The following is a 14,356-nucleotide window of genomic DNA, read 5'->3' as shown; positions in this document are numbered from 1 at the left end:
GCCGGTGCCTGCGCACCCGCCCGTTCTGAACGTCCATCGGCCGGGACCGTTGACCCCCGGGGCCAGGGAACTTCCCTGGCCCCGGGGGCTGGCGGATCAATGCCGGAAGTGGCGCATCCCCGTCATGACCATGGCAAGGCCCGCCGCATCGGCCGCCGCGATCACCTCCGCGTCGCGCATCGAACCGCCCGGCTGGATCACCGCCGTTGCGCCGGCCGAGGCCGCCGCCTCCAGCCCGTCCGCGAAGGGGAAGAAGGCGTCGGACGCCACCACCGAACCCTGGGCCAGCGGCGTGTCCAGCCCGGCGGCCTTCGCCGCCTCGGCCGACTTCCAGGCGGCGATGCGGGCAGAGTCCACCCGGCTCATCTGCCCCGCGCCGATGCCGACGGTGGCACCGCCCTTGGCATAGACGATGGCGTTGGACTTCACGTGCTTGCAGACGCGGAAGGCGAAGAGCAGGTCGGCCAGCTCCGCCTCGGTGGGCGCGCGCCGCGTCACCACCTTGAGGTCGGCCGCCCCGATCCGGCCGGCATCGCGCGACTGCGCCAGGAAGCCGCCGGAGACGGAGCGGAAGGTCAGCCCCGGCGCGCCCGCATCCGGCAGCCCGCCGGTCAGCAGCAGGCGCAGGTTCTTCTTGCGGGCGAAGATCGCGCGCGCCTCCGCATCCGCGTCGGGGGCGATGACGACCTCGGTGAAGATGGCGGCGATCTTCTCGGCCGCCGCCGCGTCGAGGGTGCGGTTCGCCGCGACGATGCCGCCGAAGGCGGAGACGGGGTCGCAGCGCAGCGCCGCCTCCCAGGCGCCGGCCAGGTCCCCGCCCAGCGCCACGCCACAGGGGTTGGCGTGCTTGACGATGACGATGGCGGGGGCCTCGAACTCCGCCACCGCCTCGAAGGCCGCATCCGTGTCGTTCAGGTTGTTGTAGGACAGCTCCTTGCCCTGCACCTGCTCGGCGGTGGCGATGCCGCGCCGGGCGCTGCCGTCCACGTAGAAGGCGGCCGACTGGTGCGGGTTCTCGCCGTAGCGCAGCGTCTGCTTCCGCACCCCCGCGAAGGCGAGGCGGGGCGGGAAGGTCTCGCCCTGCTGCCGGGCGAACCAGGCGGCGATGGCGCTGTCATAGGCGGCGGTGCGGGCATAGGCCGCCGCCGCGAAGCCGCGGCGCTGGGCGAGGGTGGTGCCGCCGGTCGCCAGGGCATCGACCACCGCGCCGTACTGCGCGGGCGCGGTCAGCACCACGACGTGGTCGTGGTTCTTCGCCGCCGAGCGGATCATCGCCGGGCCGCCGATGTCGATGTTCTCGATGCAGTCCTCGAAGGACGCGCCCCCCTGGGAGAACTTCGCGACGGTCGCCTCGAAGGGGTAGAGGTCGACGCAGACCAGGTCGATCGGCGCGATCGCATGCTCCTCCGCCTGGGCGACATGCGCCGGCACGTCGCGGCGGAACAGGATGCCGCCATGCACCTGCGGCACCAGGGTCTTCACCCGCCCATCCAGGATCTCGGGGAAGCCCGTGTGCTCGGACACGTCCTTCACCGGCAGGCCGGCGGCGCGGATGGCCGCGGCGGTGCCGCCGGTGGACAGGATCTCCGCCCCATGGGCGACGAGGGCACGGGCGAACTCCACCAGCCCCGCCTTGTCGGAGACGGAGAGCAGCGCGCGCCGGATCGGAAGGATATCGGTCATGGCGCGGGCTTCTGCCGGGGCCGCGGGCGTGAAACAAGCGCGGGCTTCGCAGCCCGGGGGCGCGGGCGGGTTATGCGGGCGGGGCGCCGCCCGGAACAGACGCCCGGGCGATCCGGCGGCGGGGCCGCTCAGCCGGCGGGCGCGGTCTCGCGGAAGTAGCCCGGCGTGGCGTCGCGGATTTCCGCCACCCGGGCCAGGGTGCCGCCCAGATGCGCCCGCAGGGCCGCCTCGGCCGCCGCCGGGTCATGGGCGGCGAGGGCAGCGGCGATGCGGGCGTGGTCGCGCAGGATGGCCTCGCGCTTGCCGGGGGCGGGGAGGTCGAGGCGGCGGAGCCGGTCGAGATGGCCGCTGCGGGTGCGGATCAGCTCGGACAGGCTGCCCACCCCGGCGGCCTCCAGCAGCAGGGCGTGGAAGGCACCGTCGGACAGGGTGAAGGCGGCCTGGTCGTCGCGCGACAGCATCTCGCGCTGGGCGGCGATCTGGCCTTCCAGCCGGCCGACCAGCCCGGGCGGCGGGGCGCCGGCGAGGTGGCGCACGGCCTCCACCTCCACGGCGAGGCGCAGGAAATGCGCGGAGCGGACGCTGTCCAGGTCGATCCGCGCGACGCGGGTGGCCGATTGCGGCACCACCTCGACCAGATCCTCCTCCTGCAGCCGGATCAGCGCCTCCCGCACGGGGGTCTGGCTCACCCCTAGCCTGGCGGCGATCGCCGCGCGCGAAAGCTGGGTCCCGGGGGGCATGGCGAGGGACAGGATGGCCTGCCGCAGGCTGGCATAGGCGAAGGCCGCGGCGGAGGGACCGCGGGCGAAGCCGCCCTCGGCCGCCGGAAGGCCGGCGGCGGTCAGGTCGGCGCGGAGGAAGGTCGCGGAATCCATGCCGGGCAGCGTAGCACGATGGACAACTGAAATCTGATATATTAGTTAGGAGTCGCCGCGGAACTCACCGTCGGGCGGAAAAGACGGCCAGAGGCCGCCAAGCAGGAGGTCGTGTCCATGACCATCACCCGTCGTTCCACCCTCGCCGCGGGCCTCGCCGCGCCGGGGCTGCTGCTCGCCGGCCGCCGCGCCGCCGCCCAGGCAGCCTTTCCCAGCCGCTCCGTCCGCGTCGTCGTGCCCTTCACCCCGGGCGGCGCCGCCGACATCGCCGCGCGGCTGCTCTCCGAGCCGCTGTCGCAGAAATGGGGCCAGCCGGTGGTGGTGGAGAACCGCGCCGGGGCCAACGGCATCATCGGCACGGATGTGGTGGCCAAGGCCCCGGCGGACGGGCACACCCTGGCCGTCACCTCCATCGTCCATGCGGTGACCGCGCCGCTCTACCGCACGCCCTACGACACGCTGAAGGACGTGCCGGCGATCAGCCTGATCTATTCCGTGCCGCTGGTGCTGGTGACCGGGCCGGACTACCCCGCCAACAGCCTGGCGGAGCTGATCGCCATCGCGAAGCGCGACCCGGCCAAGGCCACCTGCGTCGGCACGGGCGGGCTCTACTGCGCCATGTTCAACATGATGATGGGCGCCGACATCGAGCAGATCCCCTATCGCGGCAGCTCCGCCGCGCATCCCGACCTGATGGCCGGCCGCGTCGCCTTCATCGTGGACACGCTGCCCGCGACGCTGGGCCATATCCAGACGGGCAAGCTGAAGGCGCTCGCCACCCCCAGCCCGGCGCGCCTGCCGCAGCTGCCGGACGTGCCGACCATGGGCGAGCTGGGCTTCCCGGACTTCATCGCCTCCACCTGGGGCGTGATGCTGGCCCCGGCCGGGCTGCCGGCCGCGACCGCCACCCGCATCTCCGCCGACGTGGCGGAGGTGCTGAAGCAGCCGGCGGTGAAGGACCGCTTCGCCGCCATGGGGGCGGAGGTGATCGGCAGCACGCCGGAGGAGGCGCAGCGCTTCGTGGCCGCCGAGGTCCGCAAGTGGACCGATGTCGCGGCCAGCGCCAAGATCGAGAAGCAGTGAGCGGGGAGGGGCGGCCGCGCATGGCGAAGCATCGGATCGTGGTCGCCCGCCGGGTCCCCCCGGCGGTGGCGGAGCGCGCGCGGCGGGAGTTCGACGCGGTGCTGGCCGAGGCCGACCTGGACACGGAGGGCGCCATCGCCGCCGTGGCGGCGCATGGGGCGGCGGGGCTGTTCTCCGGCCCCAGGGTGAGGCTGACCGCGGCGCACATGCCGTCGCTGCCCGACCACCTGAAGGTCATCGCCAACCCCAGCGCCGGGGTGGACCACATGGACGTGGCGGCAGCGAAGGCGCGCGGGATCGTCGTGACCAACGCGCCCGACGTGCTGACCGACTGCACCGCCGACCTCGCCTTCCTGCTGCTGCTCAACGCCTGCCGGCGCGGGCACGAGTACGAGGCGATCATGCGCGCCGGCTGGCGCAAGGGCTTCGGCATGGCCGACCTGCTGGGCGTCCGGCCGAGCGGCAAGACGCTGGGCATCGTCGGCATGGGGCGGATCGGCCAGGCCATGGCGCGGCGGGCGCGCGGCTTCGGGATGCGCGTCCTCTACCATAACCGCCGCCGCCTCGCCCCGGAGCTGGAGCAGGGGGCGGAGTACGTGGAATCCTTCCGCGACCTGCTGCCGCGCAGCGAGATCCTCTCGCTCCACCTGCCGGGCGGCGAGGCGGGCACGCTGATGGATGCCGAGGCTTTCGCCCTGCTGCCCAAGGGGGCCGTCTTCGTGAACACCGCCCGCGGCTCCCTGGTGGACGAGGACGCGCTGATCGCCGCCCTGACCTCCGGCCACCTCTTCGCCGCCGGGCTGGACGTGTTCCGCAAGGAGCCCGATTTCGACCTCCGTTTCGCGGAGCTGCCCAACGTCTTCCTGACCCCGCACGTGGCCAGCGCCACGACGGAAACGCGCGACGCCATGGGCTTCAAGGCCCTGGACAACATCGCCGCCGTGCTGGCAGGCAAGCCGCCCCTCGACCCGGTCTGAACGGCCGCACGACAAGATCAGGAGAACGCCATGTCCCTCACCGGAGAGATGCTGATCGGCGGCACCGCCGTCCGCGGCCGCGAGGGCGCGATCCATGCCGTCGATGCCGCCACCCATCAGAAGATGGACCCGCCCTATGGCGGCGGCGGCGCGGAGGAGGTCGAGCGCGCCTGTGCCCTGGCAGGGTCGGCCTTCGACACCTACCGCGAGACGACGCTCGAGGCGCGCGCCGCCTTCCTCGAGGCCATCGCGCAGAACATCCTCGACATCGGCGACGCGCTGATCGTGCGCGCCATGGCGGAGAGCGGCCTGCCGCGCGGCCGGCTGGAGGGCGAGCGCGGCCGCACCGTCGGCCAGCTCCGCCTCTTCGCCGCCGTGGTGCGCGAGGGAAGCTGGCTCGGCGCCCGCATCGACCCGGCCCTGCCGGACCGCCAGCCCCTGCCGCGCGCCGACCTGCGCCAGCGCCAGATCGCGGTCGGCCCGGTCGCGGTGTTCGGCGCGTCCAACTTCCCGCTCGCCTTCTCGGTCGGCGGCGGCGACACCGCCTCGGCCCTGGCCGCCGGCTGCCCGGTGGTGGTGAAGGCGCATTCGGCGCATCCCGGCACCTCGGAGCTGGTGGGCAAGGCCATCGCCAAGGCCGTGGCCGATTGCGGCCTGCCGGAAGGCGTCTTCTCCATGCTGTTCGGCTCCGGCGCCAAGGTCGGGCAGGCGCTGGTCGAGAACCCGCACATCAAGGCGGTGGGCTTCACCGGCTCGCGCGCCGGCGGCACGGCGCTGATGAAGACCGCCGCCGCGCGCAAGGAGCCCATCCCCGTCTATGCGGAGATGAGCAGCATCAACCCCGTCTTCCTCCTCCCCGGCGCCATGGCCAAGCGGGCGGCGGCGATCGGCAAGGGCTTCGTCGGCTCGCTCACGATGGGCGCGGGGCAGTTCTGCACCAACCCCGGCCTGGTGATGGCGGTGGAGGGGCCGGAGCTGCACGACTTCCTCGGCGCCGCGACCGAGGCGCTGACCGGCGCGCCGGCCCAGACCATGCTGACCCCGGGCATCCTGAAGGCGTACCAGGAGGGGGTGGAGAAGCTCTCCTCCAACAACCGGGTGGAGACGGTGGCCGAGGGCCAGCTTTCCACCAACGGCCTCCAGGGCCGCGCCGCGATCTTCGCGACCACCGCCGCCCACTTCGCCGCCGACCCGGCGCTGGAGGAGGAGGTGTTCGGCGCCGCCTCCCTCGTCATCCGCTGCCCGGACCTGGAGACGATGCAGGAGATGGCCGAGGGTCTGGAGGGCCAGCTCACCGCCACCATCCAGATGGAGCCGGAGGATCTGGAGCTGGCGAAGAAGCTGGTGCCGATCCTGGAACGCAAGGTCGGCCGCATCCTGGTCAACGGCTTCCCGACGGGCGTCGAGGTCAGCCACGCCATGGTGCATGGCGGGCCCTACCCCTCGACCTCGGACGGGCGCACCACCTCCGTCGGCACGCTGGCGATCCAGCGCTTCCTGCGGCCCGTCTGCTACCAGGACTTCCCGGAGGGGCTGCTGCCGGAGGCGATCCGCGACGGCAACCCGCTGAAGCTGTGGCGCCGGGTGGATGGGAAGATGGGCCAGGACTGAGCGGGACACCGCCGAGCGTCGCGTAAGGGTATTGGGGAGGAGTTGACGCGTATGACCGACACACCGGACCTGCCGCCACAGGCGCTGGAAGCCGACCCGGCGGAGCATTCCGCCCAGCCAAGGCGCAAATCCGTCGAGGAGCTGCGCTCCCGCCGCTGGTTCGGCCCGGCCGACCTGCGCAGCTTCGGGCATCGCTCGCGGGCGATGCAGATGGGCTATTCGCCCGAGGAGTGGACGGGCAAGCCGGTCATCGCGATCGTCAACACCTGGTCCGACCTGCAGCCTTGCCACTCGCACTTCAAGACGCGGGTGGAGGACGTGAAGCGCGGCATCCTGATGGCGGGCGGCTTCCCGGTGGAGCTGCCCGCGCTCTCGGTCAGCGAGAGTTTCGTCAAGCCGACGACCATGATGTACCGCAACATGCTGGCCATGGAGACGGAGGAGCTGCTGCGCTCCCACCCCGTGGACGGCGTGGTGCTGATGGGCGGCTGCGACAAGACGACGCCCGCGCTGCTGCTGGGCGCCACCAGCATGAACATCCCGGCGGTCTTCCTGCCCGCCGGGCCGATGCTGCGCGGCAACTGGCAGGGCAAGACCCTCGGCTCGGGCTCCGACAGCTGGAAGTACTGGGACGAGCTGCGCGCGGGCAAGATCACCGATCAGGACTGGCTGGGCGTGGAGGGCGGCATCGCCCGCTCCTACGGCACCTGCATGACCATGGGCACGGCCAGCACCATGACGGCGATCGCCGAGGCCGTGGGCATGGTGCTGCCGGGCGGCTCCTCCGTGCTGGCCGCCGATGCGGGGCACATCCGGCTGGCGAGCGAGAGCGGCCGGCGGATCGTGGAGATGGTCTGGGAGGACCTGACGCCGCAGAAGATCCAGACCCGCGAGGCCTTCGAGAACGCCATCGCGGTCGCCATGGCCATGGGCTGCTCGACCAACGCGATCATCCACCTGATCGCCATGGCGCGCCGCGCCGGGCAGGAGATCGGGCTGGAGGATTTCGAGCGCTACTCCCGCCGCGTGCCGGTGATCGGCAACGTCCGCCCCTCGGGCAATACCTACCTGATGGAGGACTTCTTCTACGCCGGCGGCATCCGCGCGCTGATGAGCAACATCCGCGAGCACCTGCACCTGGACTGCCTGACCGTCTCCGGCCGCACCGTCGGCGAGAACATCGAGGGCGCGAAGGTCTTCAACGACGACGTCATCCGGCCGCTGTCGAACCCGATCTACGGCCAGGGCTCGCTGGCGGTGCTGAAGGGCAACCTGGCGCCGTCGGGCTGCGTCATCAAGCCGGCGGCGATGGACCAGAAGTTCCTCAAGCATTCCGGCCCGGCCTTCGTCTTCGACGACTACCCCTCGATGAAGAAGGCCGTCGAGGATGAGAGCTATCCCTTCACGCCGGATTCCGTCCTCGTCCTGCGCAATGCGGGGCCGCAGGGGGGGCCCGGCATGCCGGAATGGGGCATGCTGCCCATGCCGAAGAAGCTGCTGAAGATGGGGCTGCGCGACATGCTGCGCCTGTCGGATGCGCGCATGTCCGGCACCTCCTACGGCGCCTGCGTGCTGCACGTGGCGCCGGAGAGCTTCGTCGGCGGGCCGCTGGCGCTGCTGAAGACGGGCGACATCGTCTCCATCGACGTCGAGGCGCGCACGATCAACATGGACGTCTCCGACGAGGAGCTGGAGCGCCGCCGCGCCGAATGGACCCCGCCGCCCGCCCGCTTCGAGCGCGGCTATGGCTGGGCCTTCAGCAAGCACATCCAGCAGGCGGACGAGGGCTGCGACTTCGACTTCCTGCGCACCGATTTCGGCGCCCCCGTGCCCGAGCCCGTCATCTACTGAGCCCTTCGGAGGAAACCCCCATGTCCACGCTCAAGCCCGAGACCCGGGACAAGCTGAAGGGCGTCAGCACCGCCACCCTCGCGACCGCGCTGTTCAAGCGCGGCCTGCGGCAGCAGTTCATCCAGGATGTGCGGCCGCTGCACCCGCTGAAGGAGAGCATGGTCGGCCCGGCCTTCACCCTGCGCTACATGCCGGCGCGCGAGGACCTGAACCAGCTCTCCGCCTTCCGCGACCGCGCCCACCCGCAGCGCAAGGCGGTGGAGGACTGCCCGCCCGGCGCGGTGATGGTGATGGACAGCCGCAAGGACGCCCGCGCCGCCTCGGCCGGCGGCATCCTGATCACCCGCCTCCAGGCGCGCGGCGTGGCGGGGGTGGTGACGGATGGCGGCTTCCGCGATTCGGCGGAGATCGCGACGCTGGACATGCCCGCCTTCCACCACCGCCCCTCGGCGCCGACCAACCTGACGCTGAACCAGGCGATCGACATCAACGTACCGATCGGCTGCGGCGATGCCCCGGTCTTCCCGGGCGACATCGTGGTGGGCGACAATGACGGCGTCATCATCATCCCCGCCCACCTCGCCGACGAGATCGCGAACGAGGCGGTGGAGATGACCGCCTACGAGGATTTCGTGACGGAGCGGGTGCGGGACGGGCACACCATCGTCGGCCTCTACCCGGCGACGGACGAGAAGAACCTCGAGATCTTCGCGGAGTGGCGCAAGGCCAACGGCCGCTGATCCCCGGCCGGTGCCGTCAGGTCCGGTAGACCGGACGGGCAGCGGCGCCGGATGGGATGCAGAGCTGGAAGGCGGGGCGAAGCGTGGCCTCCTCCTCCGGCTCTGACGCCGAGTGGGTGGGCGGCGCGGCGGGGCGGCGGGTGCCGACCTCGCGCGGCAGGTTCCGCAGGCTGCCCAGGACCAGCGGCGCCGCGGCGGCGCAGGCCGGGGTGGAGAGGACCGTCATCGGCATGGGCGGCGCGACGATCTGATCGGCGGCGAGGGCGGCGCCACCAGGGACGAGGCCGATCGGGGCGATGCCGGCCGGGGCGGCGACCGCCAGCAGAAGCGTCAGAAGTTTCCGCATCGTCGCCCCTTTCTGCGATCACCTGGCCCGCTGGCGCGCCCTGGCCCCGGAAGGCGGGGTGGGGGCGGGGCGACCCTGCCGGGAGGGCCGCTTCCGCCGGTGCGACGTCGGGATCGGCGATTCGAACGCGAAGCCGATGGCGCGGTTGCCGCGTTGGGGCGGCGGCAGGCCACCCGCATGAGAGAACGACCATGAGCGACCGCCCAGAGGATGACGACGTGGATCTCGGCATCACCGTTCCCACCGTCGTGAGCATCATCGACGCCGCCCGCGCGGTGGACGAGATGGAGGAGGACGAGAGCAACGAGGACCTCCAGGACGAGGAGAACCCGGAGGACAACGATCCGGACGCCCTGGCCGAGGCGCTGGAGGAGCAGATCAACGTCCTGAACGAGGACGAGCAGGCGGCGCTGATCGCCCTCGCCTGGGTCGGGCGAGGGGATTACGACGCCGAGGATTGGGAGGAGGCGGTGCGGCTGGCCCGGGAGCGCAACGAGGCCGGGGGCGCGGCGACCTATCTCATGGGCATGGAGATGCTGGGCGACCTGCTGTCCGAGGGGCTGGAAGCCTTCGGCATCAGTGCGGAGGAGATCGCCCGCTGATCCACGGGGCCCTGGTCGCCGCGCTGCTTGCCTCGGCGCGGGCCACGGCGGCATCGTGACCTCCCCCGGCGCGGGAGACGCCCAGGAAGGGCGCGCCACGCCGGGCAAGGGAGGAACGCATGCTCCGTTCGCGTTTGTGGCCCATGCTGGCCATGGCCGCCGCGCTTCTGGCCATGGCGACGGTGATCGGCCGGGCCGCCGACTATCCCGCCCCCCGGGAGGGGAGCTGGGTGGCGCGGGACTTCCGCTTCCACACCGGGCAGACCCTTTCCGAGGTGACGCTGCACTACCGCACCCTGGGCGATCCCGCCGGCGAGCCGGTGCTGATCCTCCACGGGACTTCCGGCTCCGGTGCCGGGATGCTGACGCAGGACTTCGCCGGGCAGCTCTTCGGCCCCGGGCAGCCGCTCGATGCCCGCCGCCACTTCATCATCCTGCCCGACGCGCTCGGCCACGGACGGTCCGCCAAGCCCTCGGACGGGATGCGGGCCCGCTTCCCGGAATACGACTACGACGACATGGTCCTGGCCCAGTACCGCCTCATCACCGAAGGGCTGGGCATCCGGCACCTCCGCCTGGTGCTCGGCAATTCCATGGGCGGGATGCAGGCATGGCTTTGGGGGGTGGCCTATCCCGAGATGATGGACGGGCTGGTGCCGATGGCCTCCCAGCCCACGGAGATGGCCGGCCGCAACTGGCTGACGCGCCGGATGATCGTGGACGGCATCCGCGCCGATCCGGCCTGGCAGGGTGGCGATTATGCCGAGCAGCCGCGTTCGGCCCGCTTCTTCAACGTCTTCTTCGCCATCGCGACCAGCGGCGGCAACTTCGCCTGGCAGGCGGCCGCGCCGACGCGGGAGAAGGCGGAGGCCATCCTGGACCAGCGCATGGCCGCCCCCTTCAACCAGGATGCCAACGACTTCCTCTACCAGTGGAACTCCTCGCGCGGGTTCAACGCATCGCCGCGGCTGGAGCGGATCGTCGCGCCGCTGCTGGCGATCAACGCGGCCGACGACGAGCGCAACCCGCCCGAGACGGGCATCATGGAGCGCGAGCTGCGCCGCCTGCCCAATGCCCGCCTGCTGCTGATCCCCGCCAGCGCCGAGACCCGCGGGCATGGCACCACCGGCTTCGCGCGCTTCTGGGCGAAGGAGCTGGGCGAGTTCCTCGACACCCTGCCCCGGCGGACCGCCTCGGCACGGTAGCCGGACCGGGGGCCGCCGCCCCGCCTCGGTTCCCCCGGAGAGCGGGGGCTTTGCCTCAGCCGAGGCGCGGCCCGTCCAGCCCGGCGATCTCGCGCACCAGCTTGCGGCGGACGGCGTTGCCGAAGGCCTCGAAATCCTCGGCGGCGATGACGAAGGCACCGGGTCCGCCGATCACGTTCTGGGCATAGTACTGGTCCAGCGGGATGGGCGGCATCCGGCCGAAGGTCGGCCGGTCGTTCAGGATGGGCAGGCCGTTGATGACGATGCCCTCGGCCACGGCGCGGTCCCGCGCCTCCTCGGCCGGCGGGCCGCTGTTGTTCACCCCGTCGCCGGAGACGTCGATCACCCGCCGCGTCGCCTCGTGCGGCACGGCGGCCAGGGCCTGGCGGGAGAATTCGATGGCCCCCGAGATGGAGGTCCAGGACAGGGACTGCCGCGGCGCCTTCTCCAGGGTCTCGGCCCAGGCCGTCGCCTCGACCTGGCTGGAGATGCGGGTCCAGGGGATGACGAGGCGCTGGTATTCGGCCCCGGCCCATTCGACATAGGCCAGGGCGATGGCCCCCAGGTCACCGGAGCGGATCGCCTGCACCACCCGGGCGTCCGTCACGGCGTTGCGGTAGCCCTCGCGCTGGAGCCGCGCCTCGTCCTCGTCCACCGAGCGGGAGACGTCCACGGCCAGCACCAGCGCCACGTCCACCGGCTCGCCCTCCGGCGTGGCATCGGCCCAGGGTGTCCGCGACTGCCCCAGGGCTGGCAGGGCAAGGGGGGAGGCCATGGCCGTGGCACCGCCCGCCAGCAGAAGGGACCTTCGACGCATCGGCACGCTCCCCCTTTCCTGAGGGAGCAAGTGCAGCAGGAAGCGTGTCCCGGTCGCAACGCAAAGCTGTCACGGGCTCATCACGTTTCCCGGCAACAGCACGCGCGGCAGGGTCGCCGGGTCCGGGACCCAGCCGCCGGCGGCGCGGCGCAGCAGCGGCGTCGCGAAGCCGGCGGCCACGGGGATCTGGGCCGGCCAGGAGGCGCACCAGCGGTCGCCCTGGGCCATCGCCACCGCCAGCCCCACCGGCGCGACGCCCGCGGCGGCGAGCAGCGAGAGCCCGGCCAGGGCGGAGCTGCCCGTGCTGATCACGTCGTCCACCAGCAGCACGCGCCGCGCCTCCAGCCGGTGCCGCATCCGCGGGTCGAGCCAGAGCCGCCGCTCGCCCGGCGCGGTGGAGGAGGAGATCGGCACGGAGAGCGAATCCTCGTACCACCGCTTGCGCGAATAGCCGGCCGCGACCCAGTTCCGGTGGCCCAGCGCCTCGGCCACCAGGGGCGCGACCACGTGGCCCAGCGTGGGCAGGCCGCAGACCACCTCCGCCCCGAGGCCCCGTGCCGCCTCCGCCATCCAGCCGGCGACGCGCCGCACCACGGGGAAGGAGGCCTGGTAGGCGATGAAGCCGCAGACGGCGACGGCGCCGTAGTCGCGCAGCGGCATGATCAGCCGAGCGCCGTCCGGCAGGGGCGCCGGGAAGCGGTCCGCATAGGGTGGGCCGGGGTCCTCCGCCGCCGTCGCGAAATCCTGCCAGAACTCCATCGCCGCCTGCTTCCCTCGCTGCCGCCCGGACACGGGGCGGGGCCGTGCCACGCCGCCCCGCGGCGGTCCAGTCGGCGTTCCGGGATCGCCCCTTCCCAAGGAGCCGGAACGATCGTCCTCCCCCGTTTCCGCCGGGCCCGGTTCCGCTCTAGGCTCGGCCGCTCGACCACCCTTCCCCCGGAGGAACGACCCCGATGACCACCCGACGCGCGCTCCTCGCCGGCTCCGCCGGGGCCGTCTTCGCCATGGCCCACGGCCGCTGGGCGGAGGCCCAGTCGCCCGCCGGCGTGATCGTCATGGCCCGGCAGATCGACGACCTCATCACCCTCGATCCGGGCGAGTGCTTCGAGTATTCGGGCTCCGAGGTCTGCGGCAACGTCTACCAGAAGCTGGTCACCACGCCGAACAGCAACCCCTCCGAGCTGGTGGGCGAGCTGGCGGAGAAGTGGGAGGCCTCGGCCGACAACAAGACCTTCACCTTCCAGATGAAGGAAGGCCCGCGCTTCGCCTCCGGCAACCCGGTGACGGCGGAGGACGCCGCCTGGTCCTTCCAGCGCGCGGTGATCCTGAACAAGAGCCCCGCCTTCATCATCAACCAGTTCGGCTACACCAAGGACAACGTGGCGCAGATGATCCGCGCCACCGGCCCGCGCACCCTGGTGATGCAGACGGCCGAGCCGACCTCGATGAACTTCCTGCTCTACTGCCTCTCGGCCGTGGTCGGCAGCGTGGTGGAGAAGGCGGCGGTGCTGCCCAAGGCGCAGGGCGACGACCTGGGCAATGCCTGGCTGAAGCAGAACTCCGCCGGCTCCGGCCCCTACCAGCTCCGCGTCTGGCGGGCGAGCGACAGCGTGACGGTGGAGGCGAACCCCAACTCCACGGTCAAGGCGGCGACCCGGCGCGTGATCATGCGCCACGTCGCCGACCCCTCGGCGCAGCTGCTCGCGCTGCAGAAGGGCGACGTGGAGATCGCGCGCAACCTCTCCCCCGACCAGATCAAGCAGATCGCCGCCGAGGGCCGCTACGGCGTGCGGCCGCAGCGCAAGGCCAGTCTGCTGTTCCTGGCGCTGAACCAGAAGAACCCCAACCTCGCCAAGGCGGAGGTGAAGCAGGCGATCAAGCTCGCCATCGACTACGAGGGCATCGCCAACAACATCACCCCCAACACCTGGGTGGTGCACCAGGCCTTCCTGCCGGAGGGCATCCCGGGCGCGCTGACGGAGAAGCCCTTCTCCCGCCGCGTGGACGAGGCGAAGAAGCTGATGGCCGCGGCCGGCCTCGCCAACGGCTTCGAGATGAACTTCGACTACGCCTCCGCCCCGCCGGTCAACGACATCGCCCAGGCGGTGCAGGCCAACCTGGCCGATATCGGCATCCGCCTGCGCATGCTGCCGGGCGAGAGCCGGGCGGTCATCACCAAGACCCGCGCGCGGCAGCACGACATGGCCGTCTCCCGCTGGGGCAGCGACTACTTCGACCCGCATTCGAACGCGGAGAACTTCTCGATCAACACCAACAACGCCGACGACGCGCGCCAGCGCACCACGGCCTGGCGGTCGAGCTGGCTGATCCCGGAGCTGAGCGAGCGGACCATGCAGGCGATGCGCGAGCCCGATCCGGAGAAGCGCGCGGCGATGTACATCGACCTCCAGCGCGACCACCAGAAGATCAGCCCCTTCGTCATCATGCTCCAGGAGATCGAGGTCTGGGTCAGCCGCCCCGGCGTCACCGGGCTCGACACGGGGCCGATGAACGACCGCAACCGCTGGCAGGGGCTGACCAAGTCGTAGCCGCGGCCCCCGGAGGC

General features: G+C 72.0%; 13 protein-coding genes. 8 read left to right on the top strand and 5 right to left on the bottom strand.

The features are described 5' to 3' along the window. Positions 1-96: 96 nt before the first annotated feature. Both purH and LPC08_RS16585 read right to left on the bottom strand, forming a co-directional pair. Positions 97-1,683, bottom strand: coding sequence for a bifunctional phosphoribosylaminoimidazolecarboxamide formyltransferase/IMP cyclohydrolase (gene purH / locus LPC08_RS16590; protein WP_230449343.1), 1,587 nt, complete (start codon positions 1,681-1,683; stop codon positions 97-99). Positions 1,684-1,811: 128 nt separating this feature from the next. After that, the gene (locus LPC08_RS16585; RefSeq protein WP_230449342.1) at positions 1,812-2,558 is read right to left on the bottom strand and encodes a GntR family transcriptional regulator; all 747 of its coding nucleotides are present in this window, start codon (positions 2,556-2,558) and stop codon (positions 1,812-1,814) included. A gap of 117 nt (positions 2,559-2,675) precedes the next feature. Here LPC08_RS16585 and LPC08_RS16580 point away from each other — a divergent pair, with 117 nt between their 5' ends. The 5 genes from LPC08_RS16580 to LPC08_RS16560 are packed head-to-tail and all read left to right on the top strand — an operon-like array spanning position 2,676 to position 8,820. Further along, positions 2,676-3,641, top strand: coding sequence for a Bug family tripartite tricarboxylate transporter substrate binding protein (locus LPC08_RS16580; protein WP_230449341.1), 966 nt, complete (start codon positions 2,676-2,678; stop codon positions 3,639-3,641). A 20-nt stretch (positions 3,642-3,661) separates the two neighbouring features. Next, positions 3,662-4,618, top strand: coding sequence for a 2-hydroxyacid dehydrogenase (locus LPC08_RS16575; RefSeq protein ID WP_230449340.1), 957 nt, complete (start codon positions 3,662-3,664; stop codon positions 4,616-4,618). 30 nt (positions 4,619-4,648) lie between these two features. Beyond that, positions 4,649-6,229 carry an aldehyde dehydrogenase (NADP(+)) gene (locus LPC08_RS16570; RefSeq protein WP_230449339.1) on the top strand — a complete coding sequence of 527 codons (1,581 nt, stop codon included), beginning with the start codon at positions 4,649-4,651 and terminating at the stop codon, positions 6,227-6,229. Positions 6,230-6,280: 51 nt separating this feature from the next. Next, positions 6,281-8,080, top strand: a complete 1,800-nt coding sequence (araD, locus tag LPC08_RS16565) for an L-arabinonate dehydratase (protein ID WP_230449338.1) — start codon at positions 6,281-6,283, stop codon at positions 8,078-8,080. Positions 8,081-8,100: 20 nt separating this feature from the next. Further along, a complete protein-coding gene (locus LPC08_RS16560) occupies positions 8,101-8,820 on the top strand; it encodes a ribonuclease activity regulator RraA (RefSeq protein ID WP_230449337.1) in 720 nt (239 codons plus the stop codon). Positions 8,821-8,836: 16 nt separating this feature from the next. On the opposite strand, the gene LPC08_RS16555 is transcribed toward LPC08_RS16560, so the two are convergent. Beyond that, on the bottom strand, positions 8,837-9,166 hold the full coding sequence (locus LPC08_RS16555; RefSeq protein WP_230449336.1) for a hypothetical protein: 330 nt from the start codon (positions 9,164-9,166) through the stop codon (positions 8,837-8,839). Between the two features lie 191 nt (positions 9,167-9,357). On the opposite strand from LPC08_RS16555, the gene LPC08_RS16550 reads away from it, so the two are divergent. Beyond that, positions 9,358-9,768 (top strand): DUF3775 domain-containing protein, encoded by a 411-nt coding sequence (locus LPC08_RS16550; protein WP_230449335.1) that lies wholly within the window; start codon positions 9,358-9,360, stop codon positions 9,766-9,768. 119 nt (positions 9,769-9,887) lie between these two features. Continuing rightward, positions 9,888-10,973: an alpha/beta fold hydrolase gene (locus LPC08_RS16545; protein ID WP_230449334.1), complete on the top strand. Its 1,086-nt coding sequence runs from the start codon at positions 9,888-9,890 to the stop codon at positions 10,971-10,973. Positions 10,974-11,028: 55 nt separating this feature from the next. Here LPC08_RS16545 and LPC08_RS16540 read toward each other — a convergent pair whose 3' ends face one another. Both LPC08_RS16540 and LPC08_RS16535 read right to left on the bottom strand, forming a co-directional pair. Further along, on the bottom strand, positions 11,029-11,790 hold the full coding sequence (locus tag LPC08_RS16540) for a DUF1194 domain-containing protein (RefSeq protein WP_230449333.1): 762 nt from the start codon (positions 11,788-11,790) through the stop codon (positions 11,029-11,031). Between the two features lie 69 nt (positions 11,791-11,859). Beyond that, on the bottom strand, positions 11,860-12,549 hold the full coding sequence (locus LPC08_RS16535) for a phosphoribosyltransferase (RefSeq protein ID WP_230449332.1): 690 nt from the start codon (positions 12,547-12,549) through the stop codon (positions 11,860-11,862). A gap of 194 nt (positions 12,550-12,743) precedes the next feature. Here LPC08_RS16535 and LPC08_RS16530 point away from each other — a divergent pair, with 194 nt between their 5' ends. After that, positions 12,744-14,339: an ABC transporter substrate-binding protein gene (locus LPC08_RS16530; protein WP_230449331.1), complete on the top strand. Its 1,596-nt coding sequence runs from the start codon at positions 12,744-12,746 to the stop codon at positions 14,337-14,339. Positions 14,340-14,356 lie beyond the last annotated feature (17 nt).

It is taken from the genome of Roseomonas sp. OT10, from assembly GCF_020991085.1.
GTDB lineage: Bacteria > Pseudomonadota > Alphaproteobacteria > Acetobacterales > Acetobacteraceae > Roseomonas > Roseomonas cutis.
The sequence above is the reverse complement of the archived record's forward strand: the minus strand, read 5'-3'. Positions and strand labels throughout refer to the sequence as shown.